This window comes from Mongoliitalea daihaiensis (assembly GCF_021596945.1).
GTDB classification, from domain to species: domain Bacteria; phylum Bacteroidota; class Bacteroidia; order Cytophagales; family Cyclobacteriaceae; genus Mongoliitalea; species Mongoliitalea daihaiensis.
This window is the reverse complement of sequence record NZ_CP063779.1, coordinates 1335277-1361718: the sequence shown is the minus strand read 5'-3', so window position 1 is coordinate 1361718 and position 26442 is coordinate 1335277. Positions and strand designations below refer to the sequence as shown.

Sequence of the window (26442 nt, the reverse complement as noted above, 5' to 3'; positions counted from 1 at the left end):
CAAAAGAATCTGATTATCCGCAATAACGCTAGTTTCAAACTAATAAAAGCTAGGCTATTGCGGATAATTGACCACAGTCAACAGATGCATAAAAATATAATGAATAGAGTCATATGCTTAGCTATTGGCGTGAAAGTAGTTAACTATAAGTGGTTGAAGTAACGAGAAAAATACGCGACCTTCAACCACTCTAACTCATAAATGCTTTAGCGGAATGAAACCACTATTTTTCTAAAGGCAATTTGATTACTTCCAATAAATTTTCTTTGGTAAGCAATTGTAGAGCAATTTGCTGAACACGTTCCTGAGTAACTGCATCAATACTTTTCCCTGCTTCCAAAAGACTTTCAAATAGAAAATCATATTGCTTTGCAGCCACCATTTGCCCGTTCCAATAGGAATTTCTTTTCAGATTTTCCTGATAGGATATCCTACGCTTTTCCTTCACCTTCTCCAAGTCTTCTATGCTAGGCCCTTCTTCTTGGATTTTCTTTACTTCTGCCCAAGCAGCTGCTGTAAGTTTCTCAACCATATCGGGACTGCATGGGAAAGAAATTGAAAAACTCAACTGCCCAACTGGCTGATTACTCATACTTCCACTGGCACCTACACCATAGACACCACCGATTTCTTCCCGTAGATTTTCTATTAATTTGATAGTTAAAATTTCACCTAAGAAAGAAACATCTGTGGCTAACGCTCGGTCATACGTTCGTTCATCTGAGAAGAATAAAATTACCTGACTTTTCTCATCCGTTCCTACCCGAATGGTTTCTGTACGACCTTTTGGTGGGCGGATACCCAAATCTTTGAAGTTATCCACATTTGAAGCATCTCCTGCTAGACTTGCGAAATACTGCTCAACCATTGGAAGAAACTTTTCTACATCAATATTCCCCGTGAAGAAAAAGTCAAAATTTGCTGCGTTGCTGAATCGATCTCGATAGATCTCGAGTCCTCTATCTATGCTGATTTTATCAAAATCTTGCGGATCATAAATACTCAATGCTCTCAAATTATTGTTGGCAATCAACTTATTAAGTGCCACACTAAACTGAAAATCAGGATTAACTTGTGCAGATGCCAGTTGCGACTTTTGGTTATCCACATAAACCTGGAAAAGCTCCGCATCTTTTCGAGGACTTGTAAAATATAAATGGATCAGTTGCATGGCTGTTTCCAAATCCTTGGGGCTGGTAGCACCCGAAATCGTTTGGGAATATGTCCCAATGTTTGGAGTAACGGAAACAGTCTTACCCGCCAACATTTTCCTCAAATCAGAAGGTGAAAAATCTCCCACACCCATAATATTGACCATGACACCGGCATAACTTGCACTGTAATGATCTTCATCTCCAAATACAGAAACACCTCCATTGCCTCTGATGGAGAAAATGATTTCATCGTTTTTGAAGTCTGTGGACTTGACGTAGACGCGCGCTCCATTGGACAATACAAACTCCTGAATATCGACTTGGTCATGGGCAACTACCTCGGTAATTTTACCAGGAGTAGGAAGAGTCGAAATCAATTGGGCTGCCAATAATTTTTCTTCATAAGGCAACAAGTCTAATTGAGATACCTTATCAAATAAGGCCACAACCTCCTTTTGCGAAGGAAGCGTTTCCGCTTGACTACTTGGTGCCATTACGACAACTACCCGGTTATCGTCACGTACGAGCTCCTTTGCAAGCGCATTGATTTCCTTAAGGGTAATTTGAGGGAAGATTTCTTTGTAAAACTCATACTTCCAAGCTTCCCCTTCGGCAAAACTTCCTTCCAAATAATGATTGACATACCTCCCTACGATGGCTCGAGACTCTGCCTTATCCATTTCTTTATATGCACGCTCGGCACTGTTGAGCAAGCTAACTTTCACCCGATCTAATTCAGCCTGGGTAAAACCATGTTTGGCTACCCGTTCATTCTCTTCTATCAAGGACTGAATCCCGGCTGCCGTTTTACCAGGAGCTACTACCGCTGTTGCTGAGAAGTAATCTAAATCGCGTACAAAATTACCATAGCCCGTTCCTGCAAAAATAAATGGAGCGTCAGGCTTTTGTCTGATTTCATCCAAACGCTGGGAAAGCATGCCAGAATAAATGGTCCGCATCAAAAAGTTTTTGTAATCCTGAATCGTCTGAGTGGGTAGGGCCTTGTGTTTGTAAAACAATTGGAGCTGAATCCCCGGTGCCTCATCGTCGGTCACTATTGCCACAAAGGTTTCTTCATGCACGGGCACTTCAAAAGCAGTTCGTTCCGGAGCATTGGCCGGATTAGTCAGGCCCGAAAAATACTCTTGGATCAATGCTTCCAGTTTATCCGGGTCTTCATCCCCTACTGCCACTACAGCCATGTTATTAGGTCTATACCAATCCCTGTAAAAGCGCCGGATGGTTTCGTATGCAAAGTTTTCCACAATTTCCATCTTTCCAATTGGTAATCGATTTGCGTATTTGGAATCGTGTAGTAAGAAGGGAAGGTATTGGTCACGCATCCGTTGACTGTAGCCCTGTCCTGTCCTCCATTCTTCCACGATGATGCCTCGTTCACCATCGATATCCTCATCTTTCATCAAGACACCACCAGCCCAATCCGCCAATACCTGAAAACCCGAGCGCAACTTAGCAGGGTCATCCGAAGGAATCGGTAAAATGTAAACTGTCTCATCAAAACCAGTATACGCATTCAAATCTCCTCCAAAAGAAACACCAATGGATTGTAGGTAAGAAACCAACTCATTTTTTTCAAAATTTTTGGTCCCATTGAAAGCCATATGCTCGGTAAAATGCGCCAATCCCAATTGGTCTTCATCTTCTAAAATAGAACCTGCATTGACTGCTAAGCGAAGTTCTACTTTATTGGCAGGCTTTGGATTTTGTTGGATATAATAGACCAAGCCATTGGGTAAAGTACCTGTTCGCACGCGTGGATCGAGGGGTACTTCTTGCTGCAAATTAGTTTGTGCAAAAACGAATGTTTGGACGATAAGCAAGCTGCTTATCAACAATCCCAGCTTTTTGAAATTCATGGTTTTTTAAATTGGATGCTTAAAAATAGCTAACTTTCCCCAATCCTTCTCCCTTTCCTTTCGGCCTGCTTCAAATTTTTAGGACTACCAATCATTTGAGAATTGTAAATCCCCGCATGACCCGAAAATAAATAGGCCAACACACAGCCCAATCCTATAAAAATACCTGCTTCTGTACCGAAAAGCTCCAAACCCATCAGTGTACATGCCAAAGGCGTATTGGTTGCACCTGAAAATACCGCTACAAACCCCACTCCTGCCAACAAGGACATGGGCAAGGGAATGATCATGGACAAGGCATTACCGAGGGTCGCTCCTGTAAAGAATAGAGGGGTCACTTCTCCGCCTTTAAATCCTGCACCTAGTGTCAGTGAAGTCATAAAGATCTTGGCCAAAGAATCGTACCAAGGCAGGGTTTGCTCAAATGCATCCACAATCGTAGGCACTCCCAAACCAATGTACTTGGTCGTACCCGAGGCCCAGACAATCAATGCCACCAAGACCCCACCAACCACAGGTCTTAATGGCGGGTAACTGATGTATTTCTGAAATACATCTCCCCATAAGTGGCAGGCCTTTGCAAATAATCTGCCCGCCAAGCCAAAGAGTATACCCGCTGGAATCAACCATAAGAAATTCACCATCGAAATAGCAGGAACCTCCGTGATAGCATACTGTGTATGATGCACCTGCCAAAACTCAGCACAGGCATAATCTGCCACATATGCTCCAATAAAGGCCGGCAAAATTGCCTCATAGCGAATCCTTCCCACAATCAGCCATTCCAAGGCAAAAACTGCTCCCGCTAACGGTGTACCAAATACAGAAGAAAAACCAGCGGCAACACCTATGGTGATCAAAATTTTTCTATCCTCCTTCGTCAGCGTAAACCATTTGTTCAATTGATCGGCAATGGCTCCTCCCATCTGAACTGCTGTACCTTCCCTTCCTGCCGATCCACCAAACAAATGCGTAGCTAAAGTCCCAAACAGTACAAGAGGTGCCATTCGTAAGGGGATGGTTTGGGTGGGTTGATAAAATTCCTCCAACAATTGATTATTGCCCTTACTGACAGAGGCACCAAAGCGGTAATAACTCCAGCCGATGAGTAAGCCGGATATGGGTAGAAATGCTATGATCCAAACATGCGCCTCACGATAGTTGGTCACCCACTCTAGGGAAACTAAAAAGAAAGCTGAGGCGGAACCCGCAACAAAACCCACAACACTTGCTATCAGCAGCCATTTCAAAAGAAACCGAAAATTTGGCAAAAACTCGGTAAATACGAAAGATCTGATCGGTGATAATACTTTTTTCCTCTCCAACATAAAGAAATAAATGGGTTATGGCCAAACGGCCAGTCGATTTGTTCGTTAGAGTAGGAGTCATCAGCACTGAACATGTGCGGTTACTGGTGGAACCCCATCACCATTGACAACAAAAATAGAAGTTTTTACTTGAAATGCTTAAATTTTAAGTAAAATAGAAACAATCATTGGCAAAAACGCATTATTAAAGCTGTAACACCCATGCATATGAAAAATATCCTCATCACAGGAGGCTCCGGTCTTGTCGGTAAAAAAATTACCCAACTCTTAGAGAAAAAAGGCTTTGAAGTAGCTTGGTTGAGTAGAAGTCCAGATAAAAACAATCAAAAATCATTTTTTTGGGATGTGGACAAACAGACAATGGATGCTGAAGCCATCGAATGGGCTGATGCAATCTTGCACTTAGCCGGTGAAGGTGTAGCGGATAAGCGCTGGTCCGACTCCCGTAAAAGAGCAATTTTGGAGAGTAGAACTCTATCCACTCAAATGCTTTACAATGCCATAGAAAAAGCTACTGCTAAACCTGAAGTGTTTATCTCAGCTTCGGCGGTTGGTTATTATGGCTTCAATACAGGCGATGCTACACAGGTCGAAGAAAGTGAGGCTGGAAAAGATTTTTTGGCTCAAGTAGTAATTGCTTGGGAAAACCGGGTGAAAATGATGGAGAAATTGGGCCTTCGAACAATCATGCTCAGGATAGGTATAGTGTTGGATAAAAATGGAGGCGCACTCAAAGAAATGATGAAGCCACCTGTGGCAGCACCTCTTGGTTCGGGAACCCAATGGATGAGTTGGATTCAGATTGATGATCTGGCACGCATGTTTGTCTTTGCCTTGGAAGATGAAAAAGTACAGGGTATCTACAATGCAGTAGGCCCCAAACCTGCTACAAACGCCGAACTCACTGAAAAAGCCGCCAAGAAAGTCCGCAAATTATTTGTGAATTTTGGAGTTCCTGGATTTGGATTGAAGCTAGCTTTAGGCGAAATGGCCCAAATGGTCCTAGGTGGCAATAAAGTTTCCTCTAAAAAAATCGAACAAGAAGGGTTTAAATTCAGGTATCCTGATTTGGACACAGCCTTGGAGAAGATTTATCAGTAATCTGTTGATATTGATGGATATTGGGGGATATTGATGGATATTGATGGATATTGGTGGATATTGGTGGATATTACGATCACGGTTTGAATTGAAATAAGGTGGAAATAAATTGAAATATTGGATTATGGCCCAATAATAATTTGCGTCAGCAAAGCATCTGTGGTGATCTGTGAAAATCAGTGGCTTAAAAAGATATTGATTGATATTTGGATAATAGGATATTGGGGTGCGTATCAAAAAAAATCTTTGCGCTCGTGGCGATACTCGTAGCGGGTTTGGCGTGAACTAGTATTTTGAAATAAGGTTGAAATAAATGGAAATAGTGGATCCTGATCCAATATCGATTTGCGTCAGCAAAGCAACAGTGGTGATCTGTGAAAATCAGTGGCTTAAAAAGATATTGATTGATATTTGGATAATAGGATATTGGGGTGCGTATCAAAAAAAATCTTTGCGCTCGTGGCAATAATCGTAGCGGACGTGGCGTGAACCAGTATTTTGAAATAAGGTGAAAATAAATTGAAATAAATTGAAATATTGGATTGTGGCCAAATAATAATTTGCGTCAGCAAAGCATCTGTGGTGATCTGTGAAAATCAGTGGCTTAAAAAGATATTGATTGATATTTGGATAATAGGATATTGGGGTGCGTATCAAAAAAAATCTTTGCGCTCGTGGCGATACTCGTAGCGGGCTTGGCGTGAACTAGTATTTTGAAATAAGGTTGAAATAAATGGAAATAGTGGATCCTGGTCCAATATCGATTTGCGTCAGCAAAGCAACTGTGGTGATCTGTGAAAATCAGTGGTGAAAAAAGATATTCATTGATATTTGATATTTATAGATATTGGAGGAGCATATCAAAAAAAATCTTTGCGCTCGTGGCGATACTCGTAGCGGGCTTGGCGTGAACTAGTATTTTGAAATAAGGTGAAATAAGGTGGAAATAAATGGAAATAGTGGATCCTGGTCCAATACCGATTTGCGTCAGCGAAGGATCTGTGGTGATCTGTGAAAATCATTGGTAAAAAAGATATTGATTGATATTTGGATAATGGGATATTGGGGGCGTATCAAAAAAAACTTGCGTTCGTGGCGAATACGCTGCGAACGTAGCGAGGAAAAATCCAAGAAACCACTATCCTAGGGTCGAAACCCTAGAATAGTGGTTTTCCTCATTAAAGCCTTCCTTTTCTACCAAACAGAAACCATAAAATGGTACCCAATAGAGGAAGAAATATTACAATTAAAATCCATACAATCTTATCGGAAGAGTTGCCAAACCTACCAGTAACAACATCATAAATAGTGTAGGCATAAATCAAAAAGCCTATAATTCCTAGTCCAAACATTTGCTTTAAAATTTAGTATTATGCCAATTAAAGCATAAGCGTAATATAATCAAATTTTTTGGAGCCCATTTTTACTCCTAAGAATAAGCCCGTACCTTTGCAATTCACTATGAATGAAGCCCCATGCAAGAGTACTTTCTAAGCCTAGGTATCCCCAAAGAAATTTTTGATTTTGTCATCATGCCCCTATTGATTTTTTGTGCACGGGTGATGGATGTATCTATCAATACCCTGAGGATCATGTTTGTACTATCAGGAAAAAAGAAAGTTGCGCCTATTTTAGGCTTCTTTGAGGCGATGATTTGGTTGTTGGCCATAGGCCAGATTTTTCAAAACATCAACAACCCTATGTCCTACATCGCTTATGCGGGCGGCTTTGCTATGGGAACATTTGTGGGGATGACTTTGGAAGAAAAATTAGCTTTAGGAAGAGTACTCGTGCGCGTAATTACCCCTACCCCCATGCCTGAGTTGATTGACTATATGAAGGACAAGAACTTCCGATTCACCAGCGTAGGTGCAGAGGGTCGCTACGGAAAAGTGAACTTATTATTTACGGTCATGAAAAGAGAGGATCTCCAGGCATATATCGATAAAGTAAGATCCCTTAATGACAAAGCATTTTACACAATCGAAAGCGTGAAGCGGGTAAGTGAAGACGATCTAAACGTCATGGAAGATCGCCCTCGATTTACTACTAAGGTGTGGAGTAGACTCCGAAAGTAAGCTCTCGCGGATATAGGAGATTGAGCAGATTGGACGCTGATTTTAATTTTTGGCATGGGGAGCAAAGGTTTGCAACGAGCAAAAAAATAAAAAGCTTTTGTTGATGATTAAAGACGTACCTTACTTAAATGAGAAAATTAAGTTATACGTTATTGATTTTGATATTAATAACAAGCAAAGCATTTGCACAAAGTCCAGATCTTTCAAAAGTAAGTAGCGAGAATACATGGTTTAAAGTAGGTATCAATGCAGGAGTTCCCTTTTCCACAATCCAAAGTTCTTTTGTATTAGGATTAGATGCTAGTTTGCAATTCTTAGAAACCAAATCTTCCGGCATCGGTATCAAATCCGGCTACTCCAATTATTTTTCATCTGAAAGTACCATCAAGGATATTGGCGAAATACCTTTGGCAATTATGTATAGATATTACCCTGCTTCCACTGGTTTTTTTACTGGTATTGATGCTGGGTATTCATTTATCATTAATTCTTCCAATACCAAGGGAGGGATTATGGCAAGACCACATGCAGGTTATCATGGAGATAACTGGAATATTTTTGCATATTACAACGTTGTTTTAATTCAAGAAGCTAGTCAGGAAAACATTCAAAATATCGGTATTTCTTTGACCAGAAATATTCGGTTAAGAAAGTAAACCAAGCTGATATTGCAGCTCAAGAAATCTAAAGGGGGAAGACCCCCCTTTTTTTCTTTTTCCCAACCAACTGAAGTTAATTAACCGCAAAGCGAGCAAAGCCTTACGCCAAGTAACCAAAGAAATAGCGGGTAAACCGCATTCTACAATAGCATTCAGCTTGACAAAACGACCCTAATTAATCCATATCAACTAACTTGCTTTAGCGAAAAACCTCCCCTTGCGCCTTCGTGCCTTGGTAGCATAAAAAATTTGCGCCTTTGAGCTCCTGTTTGTCGACAGACAAATTCGCGTGAACCTTGCCTTTGTGCCCATAAAAAAGGGGATTTACTTTCGTAAACACCCCTTTGTCTGATATTTTAATAACCTATTGTTTAATCTCAATAACCTTAAACTCAGTTCGTCGGTTGACCTGATGCTCTTCTTCAGTTTTCGCATTTTGGATGATGAGCTGCTGCTTACCATATCCTTTGGCTACCAATCTATCAGCGTCTATTCCTTTTGACACAAGATATGCTACAGCAGACTCAGCACGTCTTTGAGAAAGATTATTGTTGTACGCATCCGTTGCTCGATCATCGGTATGCGAACTCAGCTCAATGCGAATAGCTGGGTTATCCTTCAAGATCTGCACCAACTTATCCAACTCCAATGCTGCATCCGGTCTGATTTCAGCTCTATCCAAATCATAGTAGATATTTTCTAACACGATCGAACGCTCCAAAATCAATGGATCTAACACAATCGTCGTATCCAAGGTAATATTGGTCACTTCTTGGACCAAATCTTCTACGCGTGGAGTTTTACCTCTAGTGTCATAGGTAATACTTTTAGAGAAGTAACCCGATTTGCTCGCGATAATTGTGAAGTTTGCATCCGGCGCTAAAGTAAATCGTAGACGCCCATTTTGGTTGGAGAAATCTCCTCCCATATTTTTATTGGCCGCATCATACAAGACTACGCGTGTTTGAGGTAAAGTAGCTGTTGTGCCATCCTCTTTATTTTCAAGCGTAGTTACATTTAGCAATACATTGATAATTTTTGGTTTGGGAGTCTTGTCTTCAAAGACATAGATATCATCATCTCCAATCCCCCCTTCTCTATCCGAACTCAGGAAGCCCTCCGTAGGATACTTGGTAAAGAATAGACCGAAATCATCCTTAATTGTATTGACATTTGATCCAAGATTTTTCACTTCCCAACCTTTATCTGTCCGCTCGGCTACAAACAAATCCAACTTTCCAAACCCAGGGTGGCCGTCCGATGCAAAAAAGAGTTTTCCATCAGGAGCAAGGTAAGGAAACATTTCATTTCCAGGGGTATTGATTTGAGGTCCCAGGTTTTTTGCATTTCCAAAATCACCATTAGCCAATCGGGTAGCTACATATAGATCTAATCCACCTTGTCCATCAGGCCTATTCGATGCAAAATAAAGCTCAGTGCCATCCGGGCTAATCATAGGCGAAGTATTGTGCCAAAACTCATCCTCATTCACTGGCATCCAAATCGGCTGAGTAAATCCCCCGCCTCTAAAATAAGAAGCAAATAACTGTACTTCTGGCAAATCTTTATTGGATGTAGAATTCCCTCTAGCATAGATGATGGTATTGCCATCGGGAGTCATGGTTAAGGCTGCCTGATTGAGACCTTCCTCATTTCTAAACTCTGGTAAAGCCTGCACATTTTGGACATCTACTCTTGTCCCTTCTATTCGAGTACGAAATAATTTATGATAAGGAGTGCCTGTACCTTTATACACCGCCGAGCTCTGTCTTCCTGAAGAAAAATACAAGTGGCCCCCATTAACAAAAGGAGCATAATCAGCTTGAGGGGTATTTAACAACCGATAATTTTCAAGCTCTAGGTAGGGAAAGTAATCTTCAATCGCCTCGATCTCGTCAAGATTTTTTAGGTCTAAGGCCAATAATTTCTGATGATTGTCATCCAGTGTCAGATCTCTTGCTTTTTCGAAAGCTTCCCTAGCCCCTGTATAATCTCCTACACTCTTCTTGGCCCTACCTAACTTATACAAATTATCAAAGGTCTCTTCCTTCTCAACCAATTTTTCATAGTAGGGAATCGCTTGTTCGATACGATTGGATAGGCGGTAGCTTTCAGCTACGTATAAATTAGCTGCAGCATTGTCTGGGTCTTTTTCCAAAACCTTGGTGTAGGTATTTAAGGCTACTTGATATTCACCTGCCGAATACTGATTCAATCCTTTTTGCATAACAGAGGTGCAGGATGAAACTACCAAAAACAGTAGCAGACTGTAAAACAGGTTTATTGCCTTCATTGATTGCTTGAGATTTTTCGCAGGACTAAATATAAAACATAATTTATAATTAATTCGAGAAGTATTTGTTTAGCCAACTTTCTTTTGCTTTAATCAACCATTGCTTACCCAAATCTTCCTTTGTTTTAACGAGAGGATTCAAGATAAGGGTTTCAGAAGTTAGCATTCCTTCCTGAATGTGACTTTTTATTTGAAACGCTGAAGTAACCGCAAGATTATCTATTCCAACCTGATAAGAAACTTTGCCCTGATCTAAGAGATTCACTCCAAATCTATCTTCAATTTCTTTCAAGGTACGAACTGAACTATCTATCGAACATCCACTTGCTCCAAGTCTACTTTCATCTACGCTCAAGACGATAACCTGGTCAAAGAAAATTTCAAATGATGTGGGCATCATAGAGCCATGGGTATTCCATTGTGCACAAAAAGCTTCTAATCTACTCGAAATCCAAGTTTTCTCTTCTGCTGTAAACTTCCTGTCTGCCTGATACACCCAGACCCGAGCATATTCTGGCATTTGTTCAAATTCCAAATACATAGTAGTAGTGTAATAATTTGCTAAAATAAGCTGATTTTGGGAAAAATAGTTCTTGGTTTGAAAAGTCCACAGTCAACAGTCGACTGACAACGGTTTAGTTTGGAGTAAAGAAAACGCTATATTTTTAGAATTTAACTCAACTGTTGCGTCCGCTGCGTTCATTCTTGGCGCCGTTCCGTGAACTCTTTTTTGAAAAAAATGAAGGTGAAGAGAAACTTTGCGTCAGCAAACAAACTGTGTAAATCTGTGAGTATCTTGATTTTTTATCTGTGTTTAAAATTTTGCTTCCGTAGTTTCTTGTACCTTGATTCATAATTCAATAAAAACTATCCTATGCTTCCTTTTTTTATCAACCAGCCAAAAGACTTGATACCCAAATCAATGACAACAAAAATCATGGAAAAAAGCGAGGCCTTGACTTACCATCAAAGCTTACCTAATTATTATCCAACTCCATTAATTGAGTTACCTAGATTAGCAAAACAATTTGGTGTCGAGAATATCTTGATTAAAGACGAGGGTCAGCGATTTGGTTTGAAAGCATTTAAAGCCCTAGGTGCTTCCTTTGCCATCCATAAAATCTTGCAGGAAAATCCAAATATTCAAACCTTTTGTACAGCTACAGATGGGAATCATGGGAGAGCAGTGGCGTGGGCTGCAAAAATTGCTGGTAAGGAGTCGGTCATTCTTGTCCCAAAAGATACAACCTCCAAGCGCATACAAGCGATAGAAGCAGAAGGAGCTACAGTCATTCAAATCAACGGTACTTATGACAATGCATGTGTAGAAGCAGAAAAGCTTTGTCAGAAAAATCACTGGACCTTAGTTCAGGATACAGCCTGGGAAGGATACGAAGAAATCCCTGCTTACATCATGGCGGGTTATCTAACTCACTTCAAAGAACTCGAAGATAGCATTCATCAATTACCTGATCCCTCGATAGACTATGTGTTTTTACAAGCAGGGGTAGGAAGCTGGGCAGCATCCGGCATTTATTACTATCTCAGCCGCTATGGGAAAAGGAGGCCAAAAATTGTGTTAGTAGAACCATTGGAAGCCAATGGAGTGTGGGCTTCTTTTCAAGCAGGAAAAAGAATCCTACCCGAATGCTCTTTTGAAACAATCATGGCTGGGCTCAATTGTGGATTGCCATCCTTGAGTGCTTGGGAAATTATCCAAGCAGGTGCAAATGCCTGTTTATCAATTTCTGATGAGTATGCTCAAAAAGCCATGCAACTGCTTTATCACTCAACAGGGAGTGACCCAAGTATTGTGGCGGGAGAATCTGGGGCAGCTGGATTGGCAGGCTTTCTTGCTTTGATGGAAGAGCCAGCTTTTGAGGTGTTGAAAAATCATTTACAAATCTCAGAGGAAAGCAACATATTATTCTTCAACACTGAAGCAGATACGGATACCGACAGTTTTGATACAATCGTAGGTCGCTAGTGATTTTTTATAAACCAAGCAACATATTGTTCAATCTGAGTTCCTAAGTAATAGGGCAAATTGAGTAGTTTGTAGGGTTTCCCCGCAGGAGTTTTTGTTTCTATGACTTCCAATTTTCCTGCATATACCCGAATCGCATAGCTGTGGGCTGCTGCATCTAAGAATTGATGCAATGATCTCAAAGAGCCGGTTGCACCTGATTTGATTTCGATAGGAATTAGCTTACCCTCATAAGGATACACCAAATCTACCTCTGCGCTGGATTGATTTTTCGCACGCGTCCAAAAGTTAGGTTTTTGGTCTGTTAAATCCTGTATTGAAATTATTTCTTGCGTAACCAAGTGTGGTATCAGTGCACCCTTGAATGCGGCACTTAATTCGTCCATTTTCAATAGTTGCCCTTGAATTCCTAAAGAATAATTGACTAAACCCGTGTCTAAGAATTGAAGTCTTGGAGATTTTTTTACATCCGATTGTACAGGGGGTATCAAGCCGCAAAACTTTTGACCAATGTAGTTTTGCCAAACTGCCTCGCTCCTCTGAGTACCAAAGGTTTTCTATTGGAAGAATCCTTCCATTCTATCAATTTACTGAAAATCTGCCTATTAAAACTCATCAATCTAAGTGTTTGTCATAAAGTAAGGGCATTTTTTTTTGTCTTTCGTGTAATAAAGTAAGGGTAAATTTTATAAAAATTTGTAACAGAATAAGGGTAGTTTTGAGGATTTCTTGTGACAAAATAAGGGTAAATTATCCCTAGCTAAAAAACAGTCACCATGAAGACGGCAAGAACACTGGCAACTACTAGAAAAAGTAACAAGGAAGCCAATTGAGCTTTCATATAGGATTGCTGACTTGATTGTATCGCTAAGGAAAGAAACTTGAGCCTTCGAATAAACAAGGGAACAAACATGGGAAGTAGGATAAAAAGAATGAGCTTCATTAGGCTAATTTTTTTTAGTACACAATAAAAATACTTGCTGGGCTCTTAAGGCACAAGTAATTAAGCCTTTTAATGAGTGGTATTCATGAAAATGTCACAAAAAACCCGGCAGGTTTTAAAAACCTGCCGGGTTTAAACCTTAGCGTAAACTCTTAAATCCCCATATCCTTGGCAATCATCTCTGCCAAGTCATAGACTTTCACATCGTGTTCACGCTCCTTATTTTTCACTCCATCAGTCATCATGGTCAAGCAAAATGGACAGCCAACGGCAATCGCAGACGCTCCTGTAGCTAACGCCTCTTCGGTACGCTCGATGTTGATATCTTTTTTTCCATTCTCTGGTTCCTTAAACATCTGTGCACCACCAGCGCCACAACACAAACCTTTGGTACGGCAACGCTTCATTTCTACCAACTCCACATCCAAGGCTTTGATCACATCACGTGGCGCTTCGTAGACATCGTTGGCACGACCCAAGTAGCAGGAATCATGGAAGGTGATCTTTTTGCCTTTGAATTCTCCCCCACCTTGCAAGACAACTCTGCCTTGGTTGATCAGTTCTTGCAGAAACTGTGAATGGTGAATTACGTCATAATTTCCACCCAAAGCAGGATATTCATTTTTAATCGTGTTGAAGCAGTGAGGGCAGGCAGTTACCACCTTTTTTACTTCATAACCATTCATCACTTGGATATTGGCAACAGCTTGCATTTGGAAAAGGAATTCATTTCCTGCGCGTCTGGCAGGATCTCCTGTACAAGCTTCTTCAGGGCCAAGTACGGCAAAGCTTACCCCTACTTTATTTAATATTTTGACAAAAGCCTGTGTGACGGCTTTGTATCGATCATCGAAAGAACCGGCACATCCTACCCAAAACAAGATTTCAGGGGTTTCACCGGAAGCGGCCATTTCGGCCATTGTTGGAACTTTATATGTTGACATTTTTTAGACATTTAGAGATTAGACTTGCCTGCTACAAGCAGGGACGAGAAGCGAGACAACAAAGACGAGAAACAAGAAATTAGAGTACACTTTCTAATCTCTCGCTTCTAAACTCTCGCATCTATTTTATTTCTTCACTTTTCACCTGATCTGCCCAGTTGAATCGATCCGTAGGGGCAAATTTCCATGGGGAGAAGGAGGTTTCCATATTTTGGAACATGGCATTCCATTGAGCAGGAGTACCGGATTCTTCCATAGCCACGTATCTTCTCATCTGCAGGATGATGGACAGTGGGTCGATATTGACAGGACAGGCTTCCACACAAGCATTGCAGGAAGTGCATGCGTTGATTTCTTCTTTGGTGATATAATCTCCTAATAATGATTTGCCGTCCTCAAGACCAGGACCTCCTGCGTCGATGCTCTTACCCACTTCATCAGCACGGTCTCTGACATCCATCATGATTTTACGTGGGGAAAGTTTCTTACCAGTCAAATTCGCCGGACATTCTGAGGTGCAGCGACCACATTCGGTACAGCTGTAGGCATTCATGACATTCACCCAACTGAGATCATTGACATCTTTTGCGCCAAATCTTCCGATTTCTGCCGGTGGTTCAGCACTTGCTTCAGTTGCGATACCCAACATCATATTGACTTCATTGGTTACCTCATCCATATTTTGCATTTCACCTTTGGGCTTCAAGTTGGAGTACCAGGTATTCGGGAAAGCAAGGAAGATATGCAAATGCTTGGAATAGGTTACATAAATCGCAAAAGCCAAAATGCCTACAATGTGAAACCACCAAGCAAAACGCTCAATTGCAATCAAAGCCCCATCGCTCATGCTTGCGAATAGCGGCTGAATCAGGCTACTAAATACCAATCCATTTAATAAGGTGTATTTTTCAACACCTCTCTCAGCTAACAATTGGTCTGTAGCATTCATGGTTAGGATGGCAAACATCAAGATAATTTCGATCACCAAAATCAAATTGGCATCCATAGCCGGCCAGCCTTTCATTTCAGGTTTAGTAAAGCGCTCCACCTTCATCACATTTCTACGAATGAGGAAAGCCACACAAGAAACCAATACAGCGATGGCCAAAAACTCAAACATGTTCATGGCTACACCATATGCTGCCCCTAAGAAAGGAGCAAAAATTCTATGAGAGCCAGTTAGACCATCAATGATGAACTCTAGGACTTCGAGATTAATAACCACAAAAGCCACATAAATCAACAAGTGCAGAAAAGCAGGTACAAATCGTTTGAACATTTTTTGTTGTCCAAAGGCGACCAGTAACATGGTTTGCCAACGCTTGTCTGATTGATCATTTCGGGTTTCTCTTTTCCCCAAAAAGATGTTTCGGCGCAGAAAGGTTACACGTTTGTACAAAATGTACCCTGCCACACCTAAAATTAGGATAAATAGGAGTTGAGGTAAAATACTCATATTGTTCGTTTTAGCGTTTTTTGATTGGGTTTATGATAAATTTTTTATTGAAATGATTTGCAAGAAAACTTCTTATTCCTACCTTTGCATCACTTTATCAGACGGTGATGTAGCTCAGCTGGTAGAGCATCGGACTGAAAATCCGTGAGTCGGTGGTTCGAGCCCACTCATCACCACGAGTCCCGAAGCAATTCGGGACTTTTTTCATTTCTAGGCTTTCTAAATTTTTCACTTGACACCTGTTCATTTCTCTTCTAATATAACTGTCGCAAAATACAAAATAGTCTGCTTGCATACTATTTTCAAGGAATAATTTAAATTCATTCTAAGTTGATAATTTTTTCGCATTTTTCTGTAACATTTCTACATCCTATGTATCATCTTCCTGAATGAAGTCATTTTTTGAAACACATATCTGGCCTTTAAAGAGCAAGCTCTATCGGATGGCGTATCTCTGGGTCAAGGACCGAGAGGTTGCAAATGATGTGTTACAGCAAGTTTTCGAAAAGGCTTGGGTCAAGAAAAATGACTTAGAAAGTATGGATAACCCTACGGCATGGATGGTAAAGACCTTGAAAAATGAAAGCATGCAGCACTTTCGTTCAACTAGGAAAATCGATTCACTGGGGGATTTGGATCTAGAAGATCCTGCAAAAACTGATGAAGATGAACGGACTGATAGAATCCAAATGGTACTTAGGTTTATGGATAAACTTCCAAATAAGCAACGTGAAGTATTTCAGCTGAGGGAAGTAGAGGGGTTAACCTACGAAGAAATAGGCAGCTACTTGGATATCAGTTTGGAACAAGTAAAAGTCAATTTATTTAGAGCAAGACAGCAATTGAAAGTCTACTTAATGGGAAAGAAATGAAAGAACGGATAGACTTATTGATACATAAATATTGGGAGGGAGAAACGAGCTTGGAAGAAGAAAAAGAGCTGAAACTGCTTCTGAGACAAGTTGATGGGTATGAGTCTGCCAAGGAATTTTTCTTGGGGATCTATGAGTTTTCTCAAATAGACGGAAAAAATCCTGAGCAACCTATGATAAGCATACCTATCTGGAAAAGACCATGGCTAGGATATGCTGCGAGTATAGCTTTCGTTGTAAGTGTGGCTTATGGAATCTTTCAGCATCAACAAGGAAAAGCAGAACGAGAGGCATACGAACAGGTGATTGCAGCGCTATCACTTATTCAAGAAAATATGCAAAAAGGAAGTGAAAGCATGGAAGTTTTGCACGAACTGCGTCACTTACAAGCGCCCATTAATTTATTTGATACTGAAAAATAGAACATATGAAAAAATATTTCTTTGCAATTTTCTGCCTCTTCCTCATGGGATCTGTGCAAGCACAAGATGATGCCATCGTCAAGTTCTTTTCTAAATATATGGAAGATGATCGGTTTTCAAGGGTATATATAAGCCCAAAAATGATGCAAATGGCAGGTGGTTTTTTGAAGTCGGATAAGGTTTCTGACCAAGAATCCAAAGACCTAGGGGACTTGATTTCCAAAATCCGGGGGATTCGAATTTTATCCGCTGACAAAGTTAATGGGAAATCATTCTACCAAGAAGCCATGGGCACATTGACCAAAAATAAATATGAAGACCTGATGGACGTACAAGACAAAGACGCAAGCGTCAAATTTATGGTGCGGGAAGAAAATGGTCGTGTGAGAGAATTATTAATGATTACGGGTTCCAAAGAAAGTTTCACATTAATGAGCATGCTAGGGAATTTTACTTACCAGGATTTGAATATTCTCGCGGATAAGACAAGTATCCCTGGGATGGAAAAGTACAAAGGGAAATAACGTAGAAACACGAGTGAAATAAAATAGAATAACTAAAAACCCCATGAAAAATAAAGCGCTTATCCTGACTTCACTGATATTGATGGCGGTTATCCCAACTCTTCAAGCTCAGATCAATCCTTATGAAGCAATTAATGAAAACCTAGTCACACCTGTGGAAATAAAGGTTCTATGGCCTTTTGAAAGTGATCAAATAATTCCTGGAATGAGTAATCTGGAAATGAAAATATCCTACAAGCTGTCATTTGAAGAAAACACAGCGTTGGTAATCGATTTTAATAATTTTGAACAGATGCAGTCTGCCGTTTATCTGAAAGAACAGATTTCTGGAAAAATGCTTATGGAAAAACTAAATACAACTACTGCTGGCAATTTTGAATCGGTTTTTGAACAGATAAATGGAGAGGAAATTTTTTACATGGTCTCCAATAATTCAGCAAAAAAAGAAGAAGTATACTTCCTTGCAACTACACCAACAAAGTATGAACTGATGTACTTCAAATATAAGCCAGCTATACAAGAAAAAGACAGACTTCAATTTCAATTAAAGGAAACACTTACTAACTAATACCAACTATGAAAAAACATCTTATATTACTCTTGATTCTCGGTTTGCTAGTTGTGCAAAGGAGCTTTGCTCAGAGTAAATCTGTAGCCAATATGTATCAAAAGTATCAATCCAACCCGGATTTCTTCCATCTTGATTTAGGCGGCAACTTTATGAATTTTGCCAAAGGGATGAATATTGAATTAAATGATGAGGGGGCCAACTTACTCTCGAACTCCTTAGAACGCATCAAAATGTTCAAACTTCCTTCATCCAATGCTTCAAATGAGTTAAGAGCATTGGCGAAAGGGCTTGAAAAAGAAAATTTTGAATTGATGATAGAGGCAGGAAAGAGAACGAGCAATATCCAAGTATTTACCAAAGGATCCAATCGCATCAAAGATGTGGTAGTATTGGTAGCCGGAGACAGTGGAGAACACATGGTATTTGAACTAGTAGGAGACTTTGACAGTGCTTCTTTGGCTTCCCTAAGCAAAAATTTTAATTGATTAGCATAGAATTTCACTTACCGGTATACGATTTCGTAGCCGGTGAGTGAAAAAAATTTTCTTTGGTAAAGCCCTCTGCAAAGAACTAATTTTTTTCTGGGAAACCGATTGCGGAGAAAGAGTATTTTTTATTTTGCAACAAAAGCGAGTATTCATTACCATATTATTAATGAATCAATATTTTTTTTAAATTATTTGTATTCAATTGAAACTTCCTCCAACTTTGTAGCGTTAACAAGACAAGAAAGTTGACAAGTCCCCCCAAATAACCCGTCCCCACTACAAGGACGATTCCAATCGAAACTTATTAAACCTATTAAACTATTATTATGAAGACAATGTATTCATTGGTGTTTGCCATGCTGATAAGTATGGTTACCGTTGCAAATCCTGGATCAGGGAATCCAGAAAAAAGTGCAGTTTCTTTGAGGGAAATTGAAAAAGGCAAGCTACAGCTATTGTATGGAGAAAATACCGCTAGTACCCTTGTCGTTAGAATCTATAATGAAAACCGTACTATGATTCAGCGAGATGTTATCAATACAAAACAAGCCTTTTCTAAGTATTACGATTTCTCCAACTTAGGACCAGGTATTTATAGAATGGATGTACTGGATGGCACTGATCTAGTTGGTCAAAAATTCATTGATTTAACTCCAAAAATAAATAAGCCTGTTGTTTTCTCAAAAGTTGAACGCACGGAAAATAATCAATTTAAATTATTGGTAAATTCTTTATTGACTTCAAACATGTCTGTTTATGTATTTGAAAACAACAGATTGATTCACGAGGAAAATATTGAAGATAGCAAAGGGTTTCAAAAAGTGTATAAAATTAAAAATCTGAACCCTAGAGCAAAAGTTGAATTCTTGGTTAGAACTGAAGATGGTTTTTCTCAACTGATAGCCGTGAAATAATTTTGTGAAGAAAGTTTGCTATGTTAATGAAAGCCTCGATTGATTTCGGGGCTTTTTTCATTAACAAAATTTATATAAGGCATATAAACCTTTGATAGTCAATTCTAAACTATAAAGCCATACAACCGTAATTATTAATCAACAACCAACTGTTTTAGTTTATTTTATACTCATGGTACACAAATAAATTAACTGACAAACCAACTAAACTCAAAAAATTATGAAAACTATCATTCTGTTAATTTGCACTTTATCCTTAAGCGCACCCCTATTTACTGCTGATGATGGCAAAGCAAATGTTCGTGCAATACCAAATGTTACAGCCAAAAGCACTCAACCTGTTGTGTTTTCGCAATTAGAAAAAATAGACTTCAACCAATTCCGATTGAAAGTGAACACGCTACTTCCTAAAGATATGACGGTACATGTCTATAAAAACAACAAATTGGTTCATGAATATCAGGTCGAGAATAGCACCGGATTTTTGAAGCGTTACAAAATTAAAGGAGTAAATTCAAGAAGTAAGATTGAAGTCATTTTAAAAACAGATGATGGTTTTTCCCAAAGACTTCAGCTTTAATCCGAGTTGCTAATTTCAGTTGAAATAAAAGTAAATTAAAAAAGGCTGTCCTTTTCGAGTGGGACAGCCTTACTATTTTATAAGAAAAATTTCAATCGGATTACTTCTTTTTCAGAAAGAAATCGATATCTACCTCTTGGTAAATCTTTTTTATCTAAACCTGCATACATCACTCGGTCTAGTCCTATAACTTCATAGCCGAGGTGTGCAAATATCCTTCTAACTATTCTATTTTTACCAACATGGATTTCCAAACCTAAAATAGTCCGGTCTTTTGATAGCACTTGCATATCATCTACCTGCACTTCTCCATCTTCCAAAGTTAAGCCTTCTAGTATAGCCTCCTCATCACCTTTGGTGATTGGCTTGTCCAACGTAACCTGATAGATCTTTTTGATTTGGTTAGATGGATGGGATAATTTGGCCGCTAATTCCCCATCATTGGTGAATAGTAGTAACCCTGTTGTATTCCTATCCAACCTTCCTACTGGAAACACCCGCTCTTCACATGCATTAGATACCAAATGCATTACTGTCTTACGCTCCATAGGATCTTCCGTAGTAGTAATAAAGTCTTTTGGCTTGTTCAACAGCAAGTACACCGGCTTCTCAGGATTGATTAATTTCCCCTTATACGTTACTTTATCTGTCAAGGCAACTTTATAGCCTAGCTCAGTAATGACTTGACCATTGACTTTCACCTCACCTTTGGTAATAAGTTCGTCGGCCTCTCTTCTGCTACAAATCCCTGAATTAGAAATGTATTTGTTTAACCGAATGTCATCAGATTTTTTTTCCCTGTTATGATTTTTTTCCAAACGTTCAAAGTTGTACTCCGGTCTTTCGGAAGGAGCTCCTTTTTCAAATGGATTTTTGAATCTTTTTTTCCTAGGTCTTTCAGTGGAGGAGTCATCCTTAGGGACCCAATCAAAAACCGGTTTTTCATCTTTTCCTCTTCCTCTGTAAACTGCCTTACCCTCAGGCTTTTCTACAGTTCCATCTTTCTTGAAAGAAGGCTTATCTCCATATGATTTTGATTCTCTGGAAGCAGAATAGCTTTTCCCTTCCTCAGTTTTCTTCTCATCTGTCCTTCCAAACGACTTCTTATCATCACTTCTTCCGTAAGTCTTTCGTTCACCTGACTTACCGTATGGCTTTTTTTCGTCTGATCTACTGAAGTTTTTTTTCTCATCTGATCTGCCATAAGGCTTATCACCATCAGATTTGCTATAGGTTTTCTTCGCATCAGACCTTCCATAGGACTTTTTTTCATCTGTACGTCCAAATGGTTTTTTATCATCTGAACTACCATATGATTTAGATTCACCTGACTTAGAAAAAGATTTTTTCCCATCATTTGATCGATCAGAAGCTCTTCCGTAGGTCTTTTTTTCGGAAGATTTACCGTAGGGCTTTTTAGACTCACCCTCATCCCCTCCTCTAGTTTTGGGATAAGAATTCTCTTGCCCTTCTGCTTTTTTCTTAAAAAATGAATGTTGATCTAAACTATCAGATTTCTTTGAATTTGAATTCCGATCACTGAAACGTTTGTCTGAGGAATTGCTTTTGGAAAAATTTCTTTTAGCACTATCCCCGTTTGAGCCTCTTCGACCCTGACCATCCCCAGATGGCCTTTTGTTATTATCTCTTTTCATATAGATGCAGCATCTCTGCTGGATTAATTTAACCCATTCACTTTCAGTTACAAGAGCTTAAGGCAAATGGACTGCAAAGGTAGATAAAATGTTTGGATTAATTTACTTTGTTGTAAAATGCCTGAACGGCCGCTCGGACAGAACCATGGGTCAGAAGAGCTTCTTTTGCAACGGATTCATCCAAACCTGTTGCCTCTACAATCATTTTAGTTCCTCTTTTCACTAATTTCTCATTGGAAAGTTGCATGTCCACCATTTTATTTCCCTTGACCCTGCCTAGCTTGATCATCACAGTAGTAGAAATCATGTTTAATACCAATTTTTGAGCGGTACCTGCCTTCATCCGTGTACTACCTGTGACAAACTCAGGGCCTACTACTACCTCGATAGGAACATGGACGGCTTCTGCTAAGGGTGTATGATAATTACATGTGATACAAGCTGTAAGTAAGCCTGCATTCCTCGCTTCTTGGACTCCACCGATCACATAAGGAGTCGTCCCAGAAGCTGCTATCCCTACAATGGTATCATGCGGGTTGAAACCAAAAGCTTGAATATCTAGCCAAGCTTGTTTGGGATCATCCTCCGCATGCTCTACGGCTTTTCGAATGGCAGTATCTCCACCTGCAATAATCCCCACTACCCAATCATGAGGGACACCGTAGGTTGGAGGGCATTCGGAGGCATCTAAGATCCCCAAGCGGCCGCTCGTACCTGCCCCAATATAGAACAATCGACCTCCCTTTTCCATTCTTGGCACTATAGCTGCCACCAATTTCTCTAATGTGGGGATAGTTTTGGCTATAGCAGTAGGGACTTTATGGTCCTCCTGATTAATATTTTTGAGCAGTTCGGAAATCTCCATTTGCTCTAAATTATCGTAATAGGATGCACTTTCTGTTGTAGTCATAGTATTTGTTGATGGTACAAGGCAAGACCAGAGATAGGGCCTTCCAATATCAAATTTACGTGAATATCATGGTCATATGCAGCACTTCGAAGGATATCACTGTTGTAAAATGCTATAGAACCGACAAAATTTACCGGCTTTTTTTTATAGTCATCATACTTCATAATATGCTTTTGGAAGAATTCGACAAATGATTGATAGTATAACATGTAGCAATAGGGTTCACTTTTGTGCTCAGATATAAATCTACAAAAGCTTGCCATATACCGACCCGGGAAAGGACGCTGATATACCTGTTCAATGATTTGCATATTATCCAGTTGAAATTTATCTATGACCATATCCCGTATCTTCTTTGGCATTTCTTCATGAATGAAATCAGCCAAAAACTTTTTCCCAATATAAGCACCTCCTCCTTCATCCCCAAGAATATACCCGGGTGCAGGTCTCTTAGCTACGATCAATTCACCATCATAATCACAAGAGTTGGATCCAGTACCCAAGATGCAAGCAATGCCTGGTCTACTACCACAGGTCGCCCGTGCTGCAGCCATCAAATCGTGATCCACAAATATTTCTGCTTTTTTGAAAATGCTCCTCAAAGCTGACTCCACATGCATCCTATTTTTATGGGATGTACACCCAGCGCCGTAATAAAAAATCAACTCAACTGATTCATTCAAATTAATTAAAAAATCAACTCTAAGCTCCTGAGCCATTTCCTCAGAGGTTTGGTAATTGGGATTAAATCCTATGCCCCGAAATTGAGCGATCTCCTTATCCTTGGTTATCAACCTCCAATCAGTTTTACTAGCACCACTATCTGCGATTAATATCATATCAACTGTCCAATAGGTTCAAATTTAAGAAAAACATTTTCAGTATGTGGTGCACTTGCCAATTCATCCGTTAAATCCTGACCAGCCCAATGCTCATAATGCTTGCCATTTTTCCACAACCTAGAAGCACTCACATCGTAGATCACTCCCTTGTATGCAACCCAAATCTCAGGTTTATCTTGCCCATTTCTTAAGGCAAGTTGTTGTTTTGTATATGCCTTCATTAATATAATTTCAACTGAGCATTGACCCATCGTTCAGGAATTTCTCCTTTCTGGGCTGTTTGGTAATCTAAGTAACTACAAGGCACAATATGATTTCGATCAAATTTATTTTCGGTATGATAAGGCACTTCCATCCACCATTTTTCACTTCGTTTGCTTTTGTAAAAAACAATGAATGAAGGACTTTGATCAAAGGAAACTGTGTATTTAAAGTAATCGTTCCCAGTAAAAGAAAGGGAATCTCTACGTTCATAAAATCCATCGATAAAATACCAGATCATAGTCGCTACAATGGCAGCTGTCTTATTCCGAGCATCATCATAATACGGCTGATAGCCATAAATCCCAAAAGAAGAGAGCTTTTCATTCAGCCCTGCAAATCTACAGAGTTGACATGCTTCTTCTCCTGATAAACCAAAAGGTTGGGCCTCATACGCTCCAGGAGCATCTGAAGATTGGATGGCGCAGATGTCAAAACTAACCAAATCAGCATTTCTAACAACAGGTTCTACTTCTCTCAAACTTCCTTTCAAAAGGCCAAGACGGATGTGTTCAAAATTTAATTTCTCCAAGGCATTGGTCAAATCTTTGTCTACTAAAAAACTTTGATAAGCCAAATGACTGTAATTGAATAAATAATTAGGGTGATGCAAAATGATACTCTGTGAATGTGAATCAGCCTTTGGGCCTTCATCCTCCATGTCTATTTTAGCATCGATTGTCACTACACTTACCAGCTTTTCCAAATTTTCATAAGCAAGGTACTGACCAAGATCCAAATCATGTGAACCTCCAAAAAACACAGGAAGTATCTGTTGGCTCATTAAATAATGACCAACCTCCTTGATAGCACGAATGGTGTCTTCATACGCTTCCCCATTCTTCAAATTACCTAAATCTGCAACTTTATAAATCCCATCACCCTTCTTAAGATTGTACAGTTTTTCTCTGATTTCTAAAACGGCACGCTCCACGCTTTCATTGGAGGGAATACCTCTTTTTTCTGTGAGTCCAATAAGTGCAATTTGCAATCCTCGAAGATCTGGAAAGTTTTCTGTGTGTACTTGTATAGATGTTACAAATGCATTATTTGGATAACGAGTGTTAAAAAAAGATTCGGATATGGGATCGAAATATTCGGATAGGTTCATAGGTAAATAAACGTAATCCCAAAATAAGTAAAAAATGTAGTGAAATAAAAAAGTCCCGTCGAAACGGGACTTTTTGTTTGATCAACCACCGAAGTCGTCAAATCGAATATTTTCTTGCGGAATTCCTAAGTCATCCAACAGCTTTAATACTGCAGCGTTCATCAAAGGAGGTCCACAAAGGTAAAATTCAATCTCATCTGGATCAGAATGGTTCTTTAAGTAATTATCCCACAATACTTGGTGGATAAATCCAACATAACCATCACCTTCTCCCTCTAAAGATGTTTTTACTTTCCAATTATCTTCCGGTAGTGGTTCTGACAAACCGATATGGAATTGGAAATTCGGGAAATCCTTCTCAATCTCTCTAAATTGAGGGACGTAGAACAACTCTTTTTTGGATCTACCACCATACCAGTAAGAAACCTTTCTATCTGTTTTTTCTGTGTGGAATAAATGGAAGATATGTGATCTGAGTGGAGCCATACCAGCACCACCTCCGATATAAATCATTTCTCTTTGAGTAGGATTGATATGGAATTCACCATAAGGACCTGATATCGTAACTTTATCACCAGGCTTCTGAGCAAACACATAGGAGGAACAAACACCAGGATTCACATCCATCCACTTGTTATTAGCTCTATCCCATGGTGGCGTCGCAATACGAATCGTCAACATCACAATATTACCTTCTGCTGGGTGATTGGCCATGGAGTATGCTCTGAATAGCTCCTCATCATTTTTCATCACTAAATCCCACATTTGGAATTTATCCCAATCAGATTTATAAACGTCCGCCGGGTGACCCAAATCAGGATGCGGCGCAATATCCATATCCTTAAAGTTTACTACTACAGGGGGAACATCTACTTGGATGTAACCTCCTGACTCAAAATCCAACACTTCACCTTCTGGTAACTTAACCACAAATTCTTTAATGAAGGTAGAAACGTTGTAATTGGAAACAACCTCACACTCCCACTTCTTGATACCAAAGATTTCATCAGGAATACGAATTTTCATATCCTGCTTCACTTTTACCTGACAGGTAAGTCTCACTTTTTCTTGCTTCTCAGCTCTACTTAAGTGCCCTTCTTCGGTCGGAAGTACTTCTCCTCCACCTTCTTCAATTACACACTTACACATGGCACATGTACCACCCCCTCCACAAGCAGAAGGAAGAAATACCTTATTGTTACTCAACGTGTTTAGCAAAGTGGATCCAGCAGCTGTTACAATTTCTCTCTCACCATTGATAAGAATTTTAACATCACCAGAAGCAACCAGCTTGGACTGCGCAAACAACAAAAGGAAAACGAGTAGCAGGATAATAATCGTAAACGCTACAATCGAAGTAATAATTACTGAACCCATTTAATGTTAATTTAACTTTTTTATTTTCAGTACATACCCAACTTTGGGAACACAAATATATTTACTAAATCCATTTAATCGACCTTTTCAAGGTT

25 protein-coding genes, 1 tRNA gene, 1 pseudogene and 1 riboswitch are annotated in these 26442 nt (G+C 39.6%); of the genes and pseudogenes, 12 read left to right on the top strand and 15 right to left on the bottom strand.

Features of this window, described 5'->3' with window-relative positions; all coding sequences use genetic code 11:
- Nucleotides 1-223 precede the first annotated feature (223 nt).
- Together IPZ59_RS05640 and IPZ59_RS05635 are read right to left on the bottom strand one after the other, a co-directional pair.
- Complete coding sequence (locus tag IPZ59_RS05640) at nt 224-3031, bottom strand: M16 family metallopeptidase (RefSeq protein WP_236138906.1); 2808 nt, start codon at nt 3029-3031, stop codon at nt 224-226.
- 29 nt (nt 3032-3060) lie between these two features.
- Complete coding sequence (locus IPZ59_RS05635) at nt 3061-4359, bottom strand: voltage-gated chloride channel family protein (RefSeq protein WP_236138905.1); 1299 nt, start codon at nt 4357-4359, stop codon at nt 3061-3063.
- A gap of 44 nt (nt 4360-4403) precedes the next feature.
- Nucleotides 4404-4470, bottom strand: a riboswitch (Fluoride riboswitch).
- A 96-nt stretch (nt 4471-4566) separates the two neighbouring features.
- On the opposite strand from IPZ59_RS05635, the gene IPZ59_RS05630 reads away from it, so the two are divergent.
- On the top strand, nt 4567-5460 hold the full coding sequence (locus IPZ59_RS05630) for a TIGR01777 family oxidoreductase (protein ID WP_236138904.1): 894 nt from the start codon (nt 4567-4569) through the stop codon (nt 5458-5460).
- A gap of 1178 nt (nt 5461-6638) precedes the next feature.
- On the opposite strand, the gene IPZ59_RS05625 is transcribed toward IPZ59_RS05630, so the two are convergent.
- Complete coding sequence (locus tag IPZ59_RS05625; RefSeq protein ID WP_236138903.1) at nt 6639-6812, bottom strand: PLDc N-terminal domain-containing protein; 174 nt, start codon at nt 6810-6812, stop codon at nt 6639-6641.
- A gap of 123 nt (nt 6813-6935) precedes the next feature.
- Between IPZ59_RS05625 and IPZ59_RS05620 the strand changes: the two genes are divergently transcribed.
- A complete protein-coding gene (locus IPZ59_RS05620) occupies nt 6936-7538 on the top strand; it encodes a DUF2179 domain-containing protein (protein WP_236138902.1) in 603 nt (200 codons plus the stop codon).
- A 128-nt stretch (nt 7539-7666) separates the two neighbouring features.
- The gene (locus tag IPZ59_RS05615; protein ID WP_236138901.1) at nt 7667-8194 is read left to right on the top strand and encodes a hypothetical protein; all 528 of its coding nucleotides are present in this window, start codon (nt 7667-7669) and stop codon (nt 8192-8194) included.
- 367 nt (nt 8195-8561) lie between these two features.
- On the opposite strand, the gene IPZ59_RS05610 is transcribed toward IPZ59_RS05615, so the two are convergent.
- Both IPZ59_RS05610 and IPZ59_RS05605 read right to left on the bottom strand, forming a co-directional pair.
- A complete protein-coding gene (locus IPZ59_RS05610) occupies nt 8562-10490 on the bottom strand; it encodes an OmpA family protein (RefSeq protein WP_236138900.1) in 1929 nt (642 codons plus the stop codon).
- Between the two features lie 49 nt (nt 10491-10539).
- Nucleotides 10540-11031, bottom strand: a complete 492-nt coding sequence (locus IPZ59_RS05605) for a hypothetical protein (RefSeq protein WP_236138899.1) — start codon at nt 11029-11031, stop codon at nt 10540-10542.
- A gap of 396 nt (nt 11032-11427) precedes the next feature.
- Here IPZ59_RS05605 and IPZ59_RS05600 point away from each other — a divergent pair, with 396 nt between their 5' ends.
- The gene (locus IPZ59_RS05600; protein ID WP_236138898.1) at nt 11428-12477 is read left to right on the top strand and encodes a diaminopropionate ammonia-lyase; all 1050 of its coding nucleotides are present in this window, start codon (nt 11428-11430) and stop codon (nt 12475-12477) included.
- On the opposite strand, the gene IPZ59_RS05595 is transcribed toward IPZ59_RS05600, so the two are convergent.
- From IPZ59_RS05595 to IPZ59_RS05580, 4 genes are all read right to left on the bottom strand, one after another.
- A complete protein-coding gene (locus IPZ59_RS05595) occupies nt 12474-12968 on the bottom strand; it encodes a DUF4143 domain-containing protein (RefSeq protein ID WP_236138897.1) in 495 nt (164 codons plus the stop codon). The two genes, IPZ59_RS05600 and IPZ59_RS05595, sit on opposite strands and share 4 nt — an antisense overlap.
- A 269-nt stretch (nt 12969-13237) precedes the next feature.
- Complete coding sequence (locus IPZ59_RS05590; RefSeq protein ID WP_236138896.1) at nt 13238-13420, bottom strand: hypothetical protein; 183 nt, start codon at nt 13418-13420, stop codon at nt 13238-13240.
- A 152-nt stretch (nt 13421-13572) separates the two neighbouring features.
- Entirely contained in the window at nt 13573-14364 is a 792-nt protein-coding gene (locus IPZ59_RS05585; protein ID WP_236138895.1) for a (Fe-S)-binding protein, read from the bottom strand.
- Between the two features lie 121 nt (nt 14365-14485).
- Nucleotides 14486-15820, bottom strand: a complete 1335-nt coding sequence (locus IPZ59_RS05580; protein ID WP_236138894.1) for a 4Fe-4S dicluster domain-containing protein — start codon at nt 15818-15820, stop codon at nt 14486-14488.
- Nucleotides 15821-15923: 103 nt separating this feature from the next.
- On the opposite strand from IPZ59_RS05580, the gene IPZ59_RS05575 reads away from it, so the two are divergent.
- The 8 genes from IPZ59_RS05575 (at nt 15924) to IPZ59_RS05540 (ending at nt 20191) form a co-directional block, all read left to right on the top strand.
- Nucleotides 15924-15996, top strand: a tRNA-Phe gene (locus IPZ59_RS05575).
- Between the two features lie 267 nt (nt 15997-16263).
- On the top strand, nt 16264-16692 hold the full coding sequence (locus IPZ59_RS05570; RefSeq protein ID WP_236138893.1) for an RNA polymerase sigma factor: 429 nt from the start codon (nt 16264-16266) through the stop codon (nt 16690-16692).
- Nucleotides 16689-17114 carry a hypothetical protein gene (locus IPZ59_RS05565; RefSeq protein ID WP_236138892.1) on the top strand — a complete coding sequence of 142 codons (426 nt, stop codon included), beginning with the start codon at nt 16689-16691 and terminating at the stop codon, nt 17112-17114. The genes IPZ59_RS05570 and IPZ59_RS05565 overlap by 4 nt, the downstream gene beginning before the upstream one ends.
- A gap of 5 nt (nt 17115-17119) precedes the next feature.
- Nucleotides 17120-17638: a DUF4252 domain-containing protein gene (locus IPZ59_RS05560; protein WP_236138891.1), complete on the top strand. Its 519-nt coding sequence runs from the start codon at nt 17120-17122 to the stop codon at nt 17636-17638.
- A gap of 43 nt (nt 17639-17681) precedes the next feature.
- Nucleotides 17682-18206 (top strand): hypothetical protein, encoded by a 525-nt coding sequence (locus tag IPZ59_RS05555; RefSeq protein ID WP_236138890.1) that lies wholly within the window; start codon nt 17682-17684, stop codon nt 18204-18206.
- A gap of 8 nt (nt 18207-18214) precedes the next feature.
- On the top strand, nt 18215-18694 hold the full coding sequence (locus IPZ59_RS05550; protein WP_236138889.1) for a DUF4252 domain-containing protein: 480 nt from the start codon (nt 18215-18217) through the stop codon (nt 18692-18694).
- 329 nt (nt 18695-19023) lie between these two features.
- Nucleotides 19024-19611, top strand: coding sequence for a hypothetical protein (locus IPZ59_RS05545; RefSeq protein ID WP_236138888.1), 588 nt, complete (start codon nt 19024-19026; stop codon nt 19609-19611).
- A 220-nt stretch (nt 19612-19831) separates the two neighbouring features.
- On the top strand, nt 19832-20191 hold the full coding sequence (locus tag IPZ59_RS05540) for a hypothetical protein (protein WP_236138887.1): 360 nt from the start codon (nt 19832-19834) through the stop codon (nt 20189-20191).
- A 77-nt stretch (nt 20192-20268) separates the two neighbouring features.
- Here IPZ59_RS05540 and IPZ59_RS05535 read toward each other — a convergent pair.
- The 6 genes and pseudogenes from IPZ59_RS05535 to nqrF form a co-directional block, all read right to left on the bottom strand.
- Nucleotides 20269-21435, bottom strand: a pseudogene (locus IPZ59_RS05535) (pseudouridine synthase); the annotation flags it as partial.
- A gap of 508 nt (nt 21436-21943) precedes the next feature.
- Entirely contained in the window at nt 21944-22756 is an 813-nt protein-coding gene (murQ, locus tag IPZ59_RS05530) for an N-acetylmuramic acid 6-phosphate etherase (protein WP_236138885.1), read from the bottom strand.
- Nucleotides 22753-23595 carry an N-acetylglucosamine kinase gene (locus IPZ59_RS05525; protein WP_236138884.1) on the bottom strand — a complete coding sequence of 281 codons (843 nt, stop codon included), beginning with the start codon at nt 23593-23595 and terminating at the stop codon, nt 22753-22755. Before IPZ59_RS05525 ends, murQ begins: the two co-directional genes overlap by 4 nt.
- Complete coding sequence (locus tag IPZ59_RS05520; RefSeq protein ID WP_236138883.1) at nt 23592-23819, bottom strand: cytochrome b5 domain-containing protein; 228 nt, start codon at nt 23817-23819, stop codon at nt 23592-23594. The genes IPZ59_RS05525 and IPZ59_RS05520 overlap by 4 nt, the downstream gene beginning before the upstream one ends.
- The gene (locus IPZ59_RS05515) at nt 23819-24970 is read right to left on the bottom strand and encodes a formimidoylglutamase (RefSeq protein ID WP_236138882.1); all 1152 of its coding nucleotides are present in this window, start codon (nt 24968-24970) and stop codon (nt 23819-23821) included. The genes IPZ59_RS05520 and IPZ59_RS05515 overlap by 1 nt, the downstream gene beginning before the upstream one ends.
- 81 nt (nt 24971-25051) lie before the next feature.
- Nucleotides 25052-26347, bottom strand: a complete 1296-nt coding sequence (gene nqrF, locus IPZ59_RS05510) for an NADH:ubiquinone reductase (Na(+)-transporting) subunit F (protein ID WP_236138881.1) — start codon at nt 26345-26347, stop codon at nt 25052-25054.
- Nucleotides 26348-26442 lie beyond the last annotated feature (95 nt).

Coding starts and splice junctions, on each gene's coding strand:
- IPZ59_RS05520 (WP_236138883.1), bottom strand. CDS start 23,819: ATGAAGGCATATACAAAACAACAACTTGCCTTAAGAAATGGGCAAGAT.
- IPZ59_RS05515 (WP_236138882.1), bottom strand. CDS start 24,970: ATGAACCTATCCGAATATTTCGATCCCATATCCGAATCTTTTTTTAAC.
- IPZ59_RS05590 (WP_236138896.1), bottom strand. CDS start 13,420: ATGAAGCTCATTCTTTTTATCCTACTTCCCATGTTTGTTCCCTTGTTT.
- IPZ59_RS05550 (WP_236138889.1), top strand. CDS start 18,215: ATGAAAAAACATCTTATATTACTCTTGATTCTCGGTTTGCTAGTTGTG.
- IPZ59_RS05540 (WP_236138887.1), top strand. CDS start 19,832: ATGAAAACTATCATTCTGTTAATTTGCACTTTATCCTTAAGCGCACCC.
- IPZ59_RS05615 (WP_236138901.1), top strand. CDS start 7,667: ATGAGAAAATTAAGTTATACGTTATTGATTTTGATATTAATAACAAGC.
- murQ (WP_236138885.1), bottom strand. CDS start 22,756: ATGACTACAACAGAAAGTGCATCCTATTACGATAATTTAGAGCAAATG.
- IPZ59_RS05545 (WP_236138888.1), top strand. CDS start 19,024: ATGAAGACAATGTATTCATTGGTGTTTGCCATGCTGATAAGTATGGTT.
- IPZ59_RS05610 (WP_236138900.1), bottom strand. CDS start 10,490: ATGAAGGCAATAAACCTGTTTTACAGTCTGCTACTGTTTTTGGTAGTT.
- IPZ59_RS05560 (WP_236138891.1), top strand. CDS start 17,120: ATGAAAAAATATTTCTTTGCAATTTTCTGCCTCTTCCTCATGGGATCT.
- IPZ59_RS05625 (WP_236138903.1), bottom strand. CDS start 6,812: ATGTTTGGACTAGGAATTATAGGCTTTTTGATTTATGCCTACACTATT.
- IPZ59_RS05620 (WP_236138902.1), top strand. CDS start 6,936: ATGCAAGAGTACTTTCTAAGCCTAGGTATCCCCAAAGAAATTTTTGAT.
- IPZ59_RS05580 (WP_236138894.1), bottom strand. CDS start 15,820: ATGAGTATTTTACCTCAACTCCTATTTATCCTAATTTTAGGTGTGGCA.
- IPZ59_RS05605 (WP_236138899.1), bottom strand. CDS start 11,031: ATGTATTTGGAATTTGAACAAATGCCAGAATATGCTCGGGTCTGGGTG.
- IPZ59_RS05525 (WP_236138884.1), bottom strand. CDS start 23,595: ATGATATTAATCGCAGATAGTGGTGCTAGTAAAACTGATTGGAGGTTG.
- nqrF (WP_236138881.1), bottom strand. CDS start 26,347: ATGGGTTCAGTAATTATTACTTCGATTGTAGCGTTTACGATTATTATC.
- IPZ59_RS05570 (WP_236138893.1), top strand. CDS start 16,264: ATGGCGTATCTCTGGGTCAAGGACCGAGAGGTTGCAAATGATGTGTTA.
- IPZ59_RS05640 (WP_236138906.1), bottom strand. CDS start 3,031: ATGAATTTCAAAAAGCTGGGATTGTTGATAAGCAGCTTGCTTATCGTC.
- IPZ59_RS05635 (WP_236138905.1), bottom strand. CDS start 4,359: ATGTTGGAGAGGAAAAAAGTATTATCACCGATCAGATCTTTCGTATTT.
- IPZ59_RS05600 (WP_236138898.1), top strand. CDS start 11,428: ATGGAAAAAAGCGAGGCCTTGACTTACCATCAAAGCTTACCTAATTAT.
- IPZ59_RS05555 (WP_236138890.1), top strand. CDS start 17,682: ATGAAAAATAAAGCGCTTATCCTGACTTCACTGATATTGATGGCGGTT.
- IPZ59_RS05565 (WP_236138892.1), top strand. CDS start 16,689: ATGAAAGAACGGATAGACTTATTGATACATAAATATTGGGAGGGAGAA.
- IPZ59_RS05630 (WP_236138904.1), top strand. CDS start 4,567: ATGAAAAATATCCTCATCACAGGAGGCTCCGGTCTTGTCGGTAAAAAA.
- IPZ59_RS05585 (WP_236138895.1), bottom strand. CDS start 14,364: ATGTCAACATATAAAGTTCCAACAATGGCCGAAATGGCCGCTTCCGGT.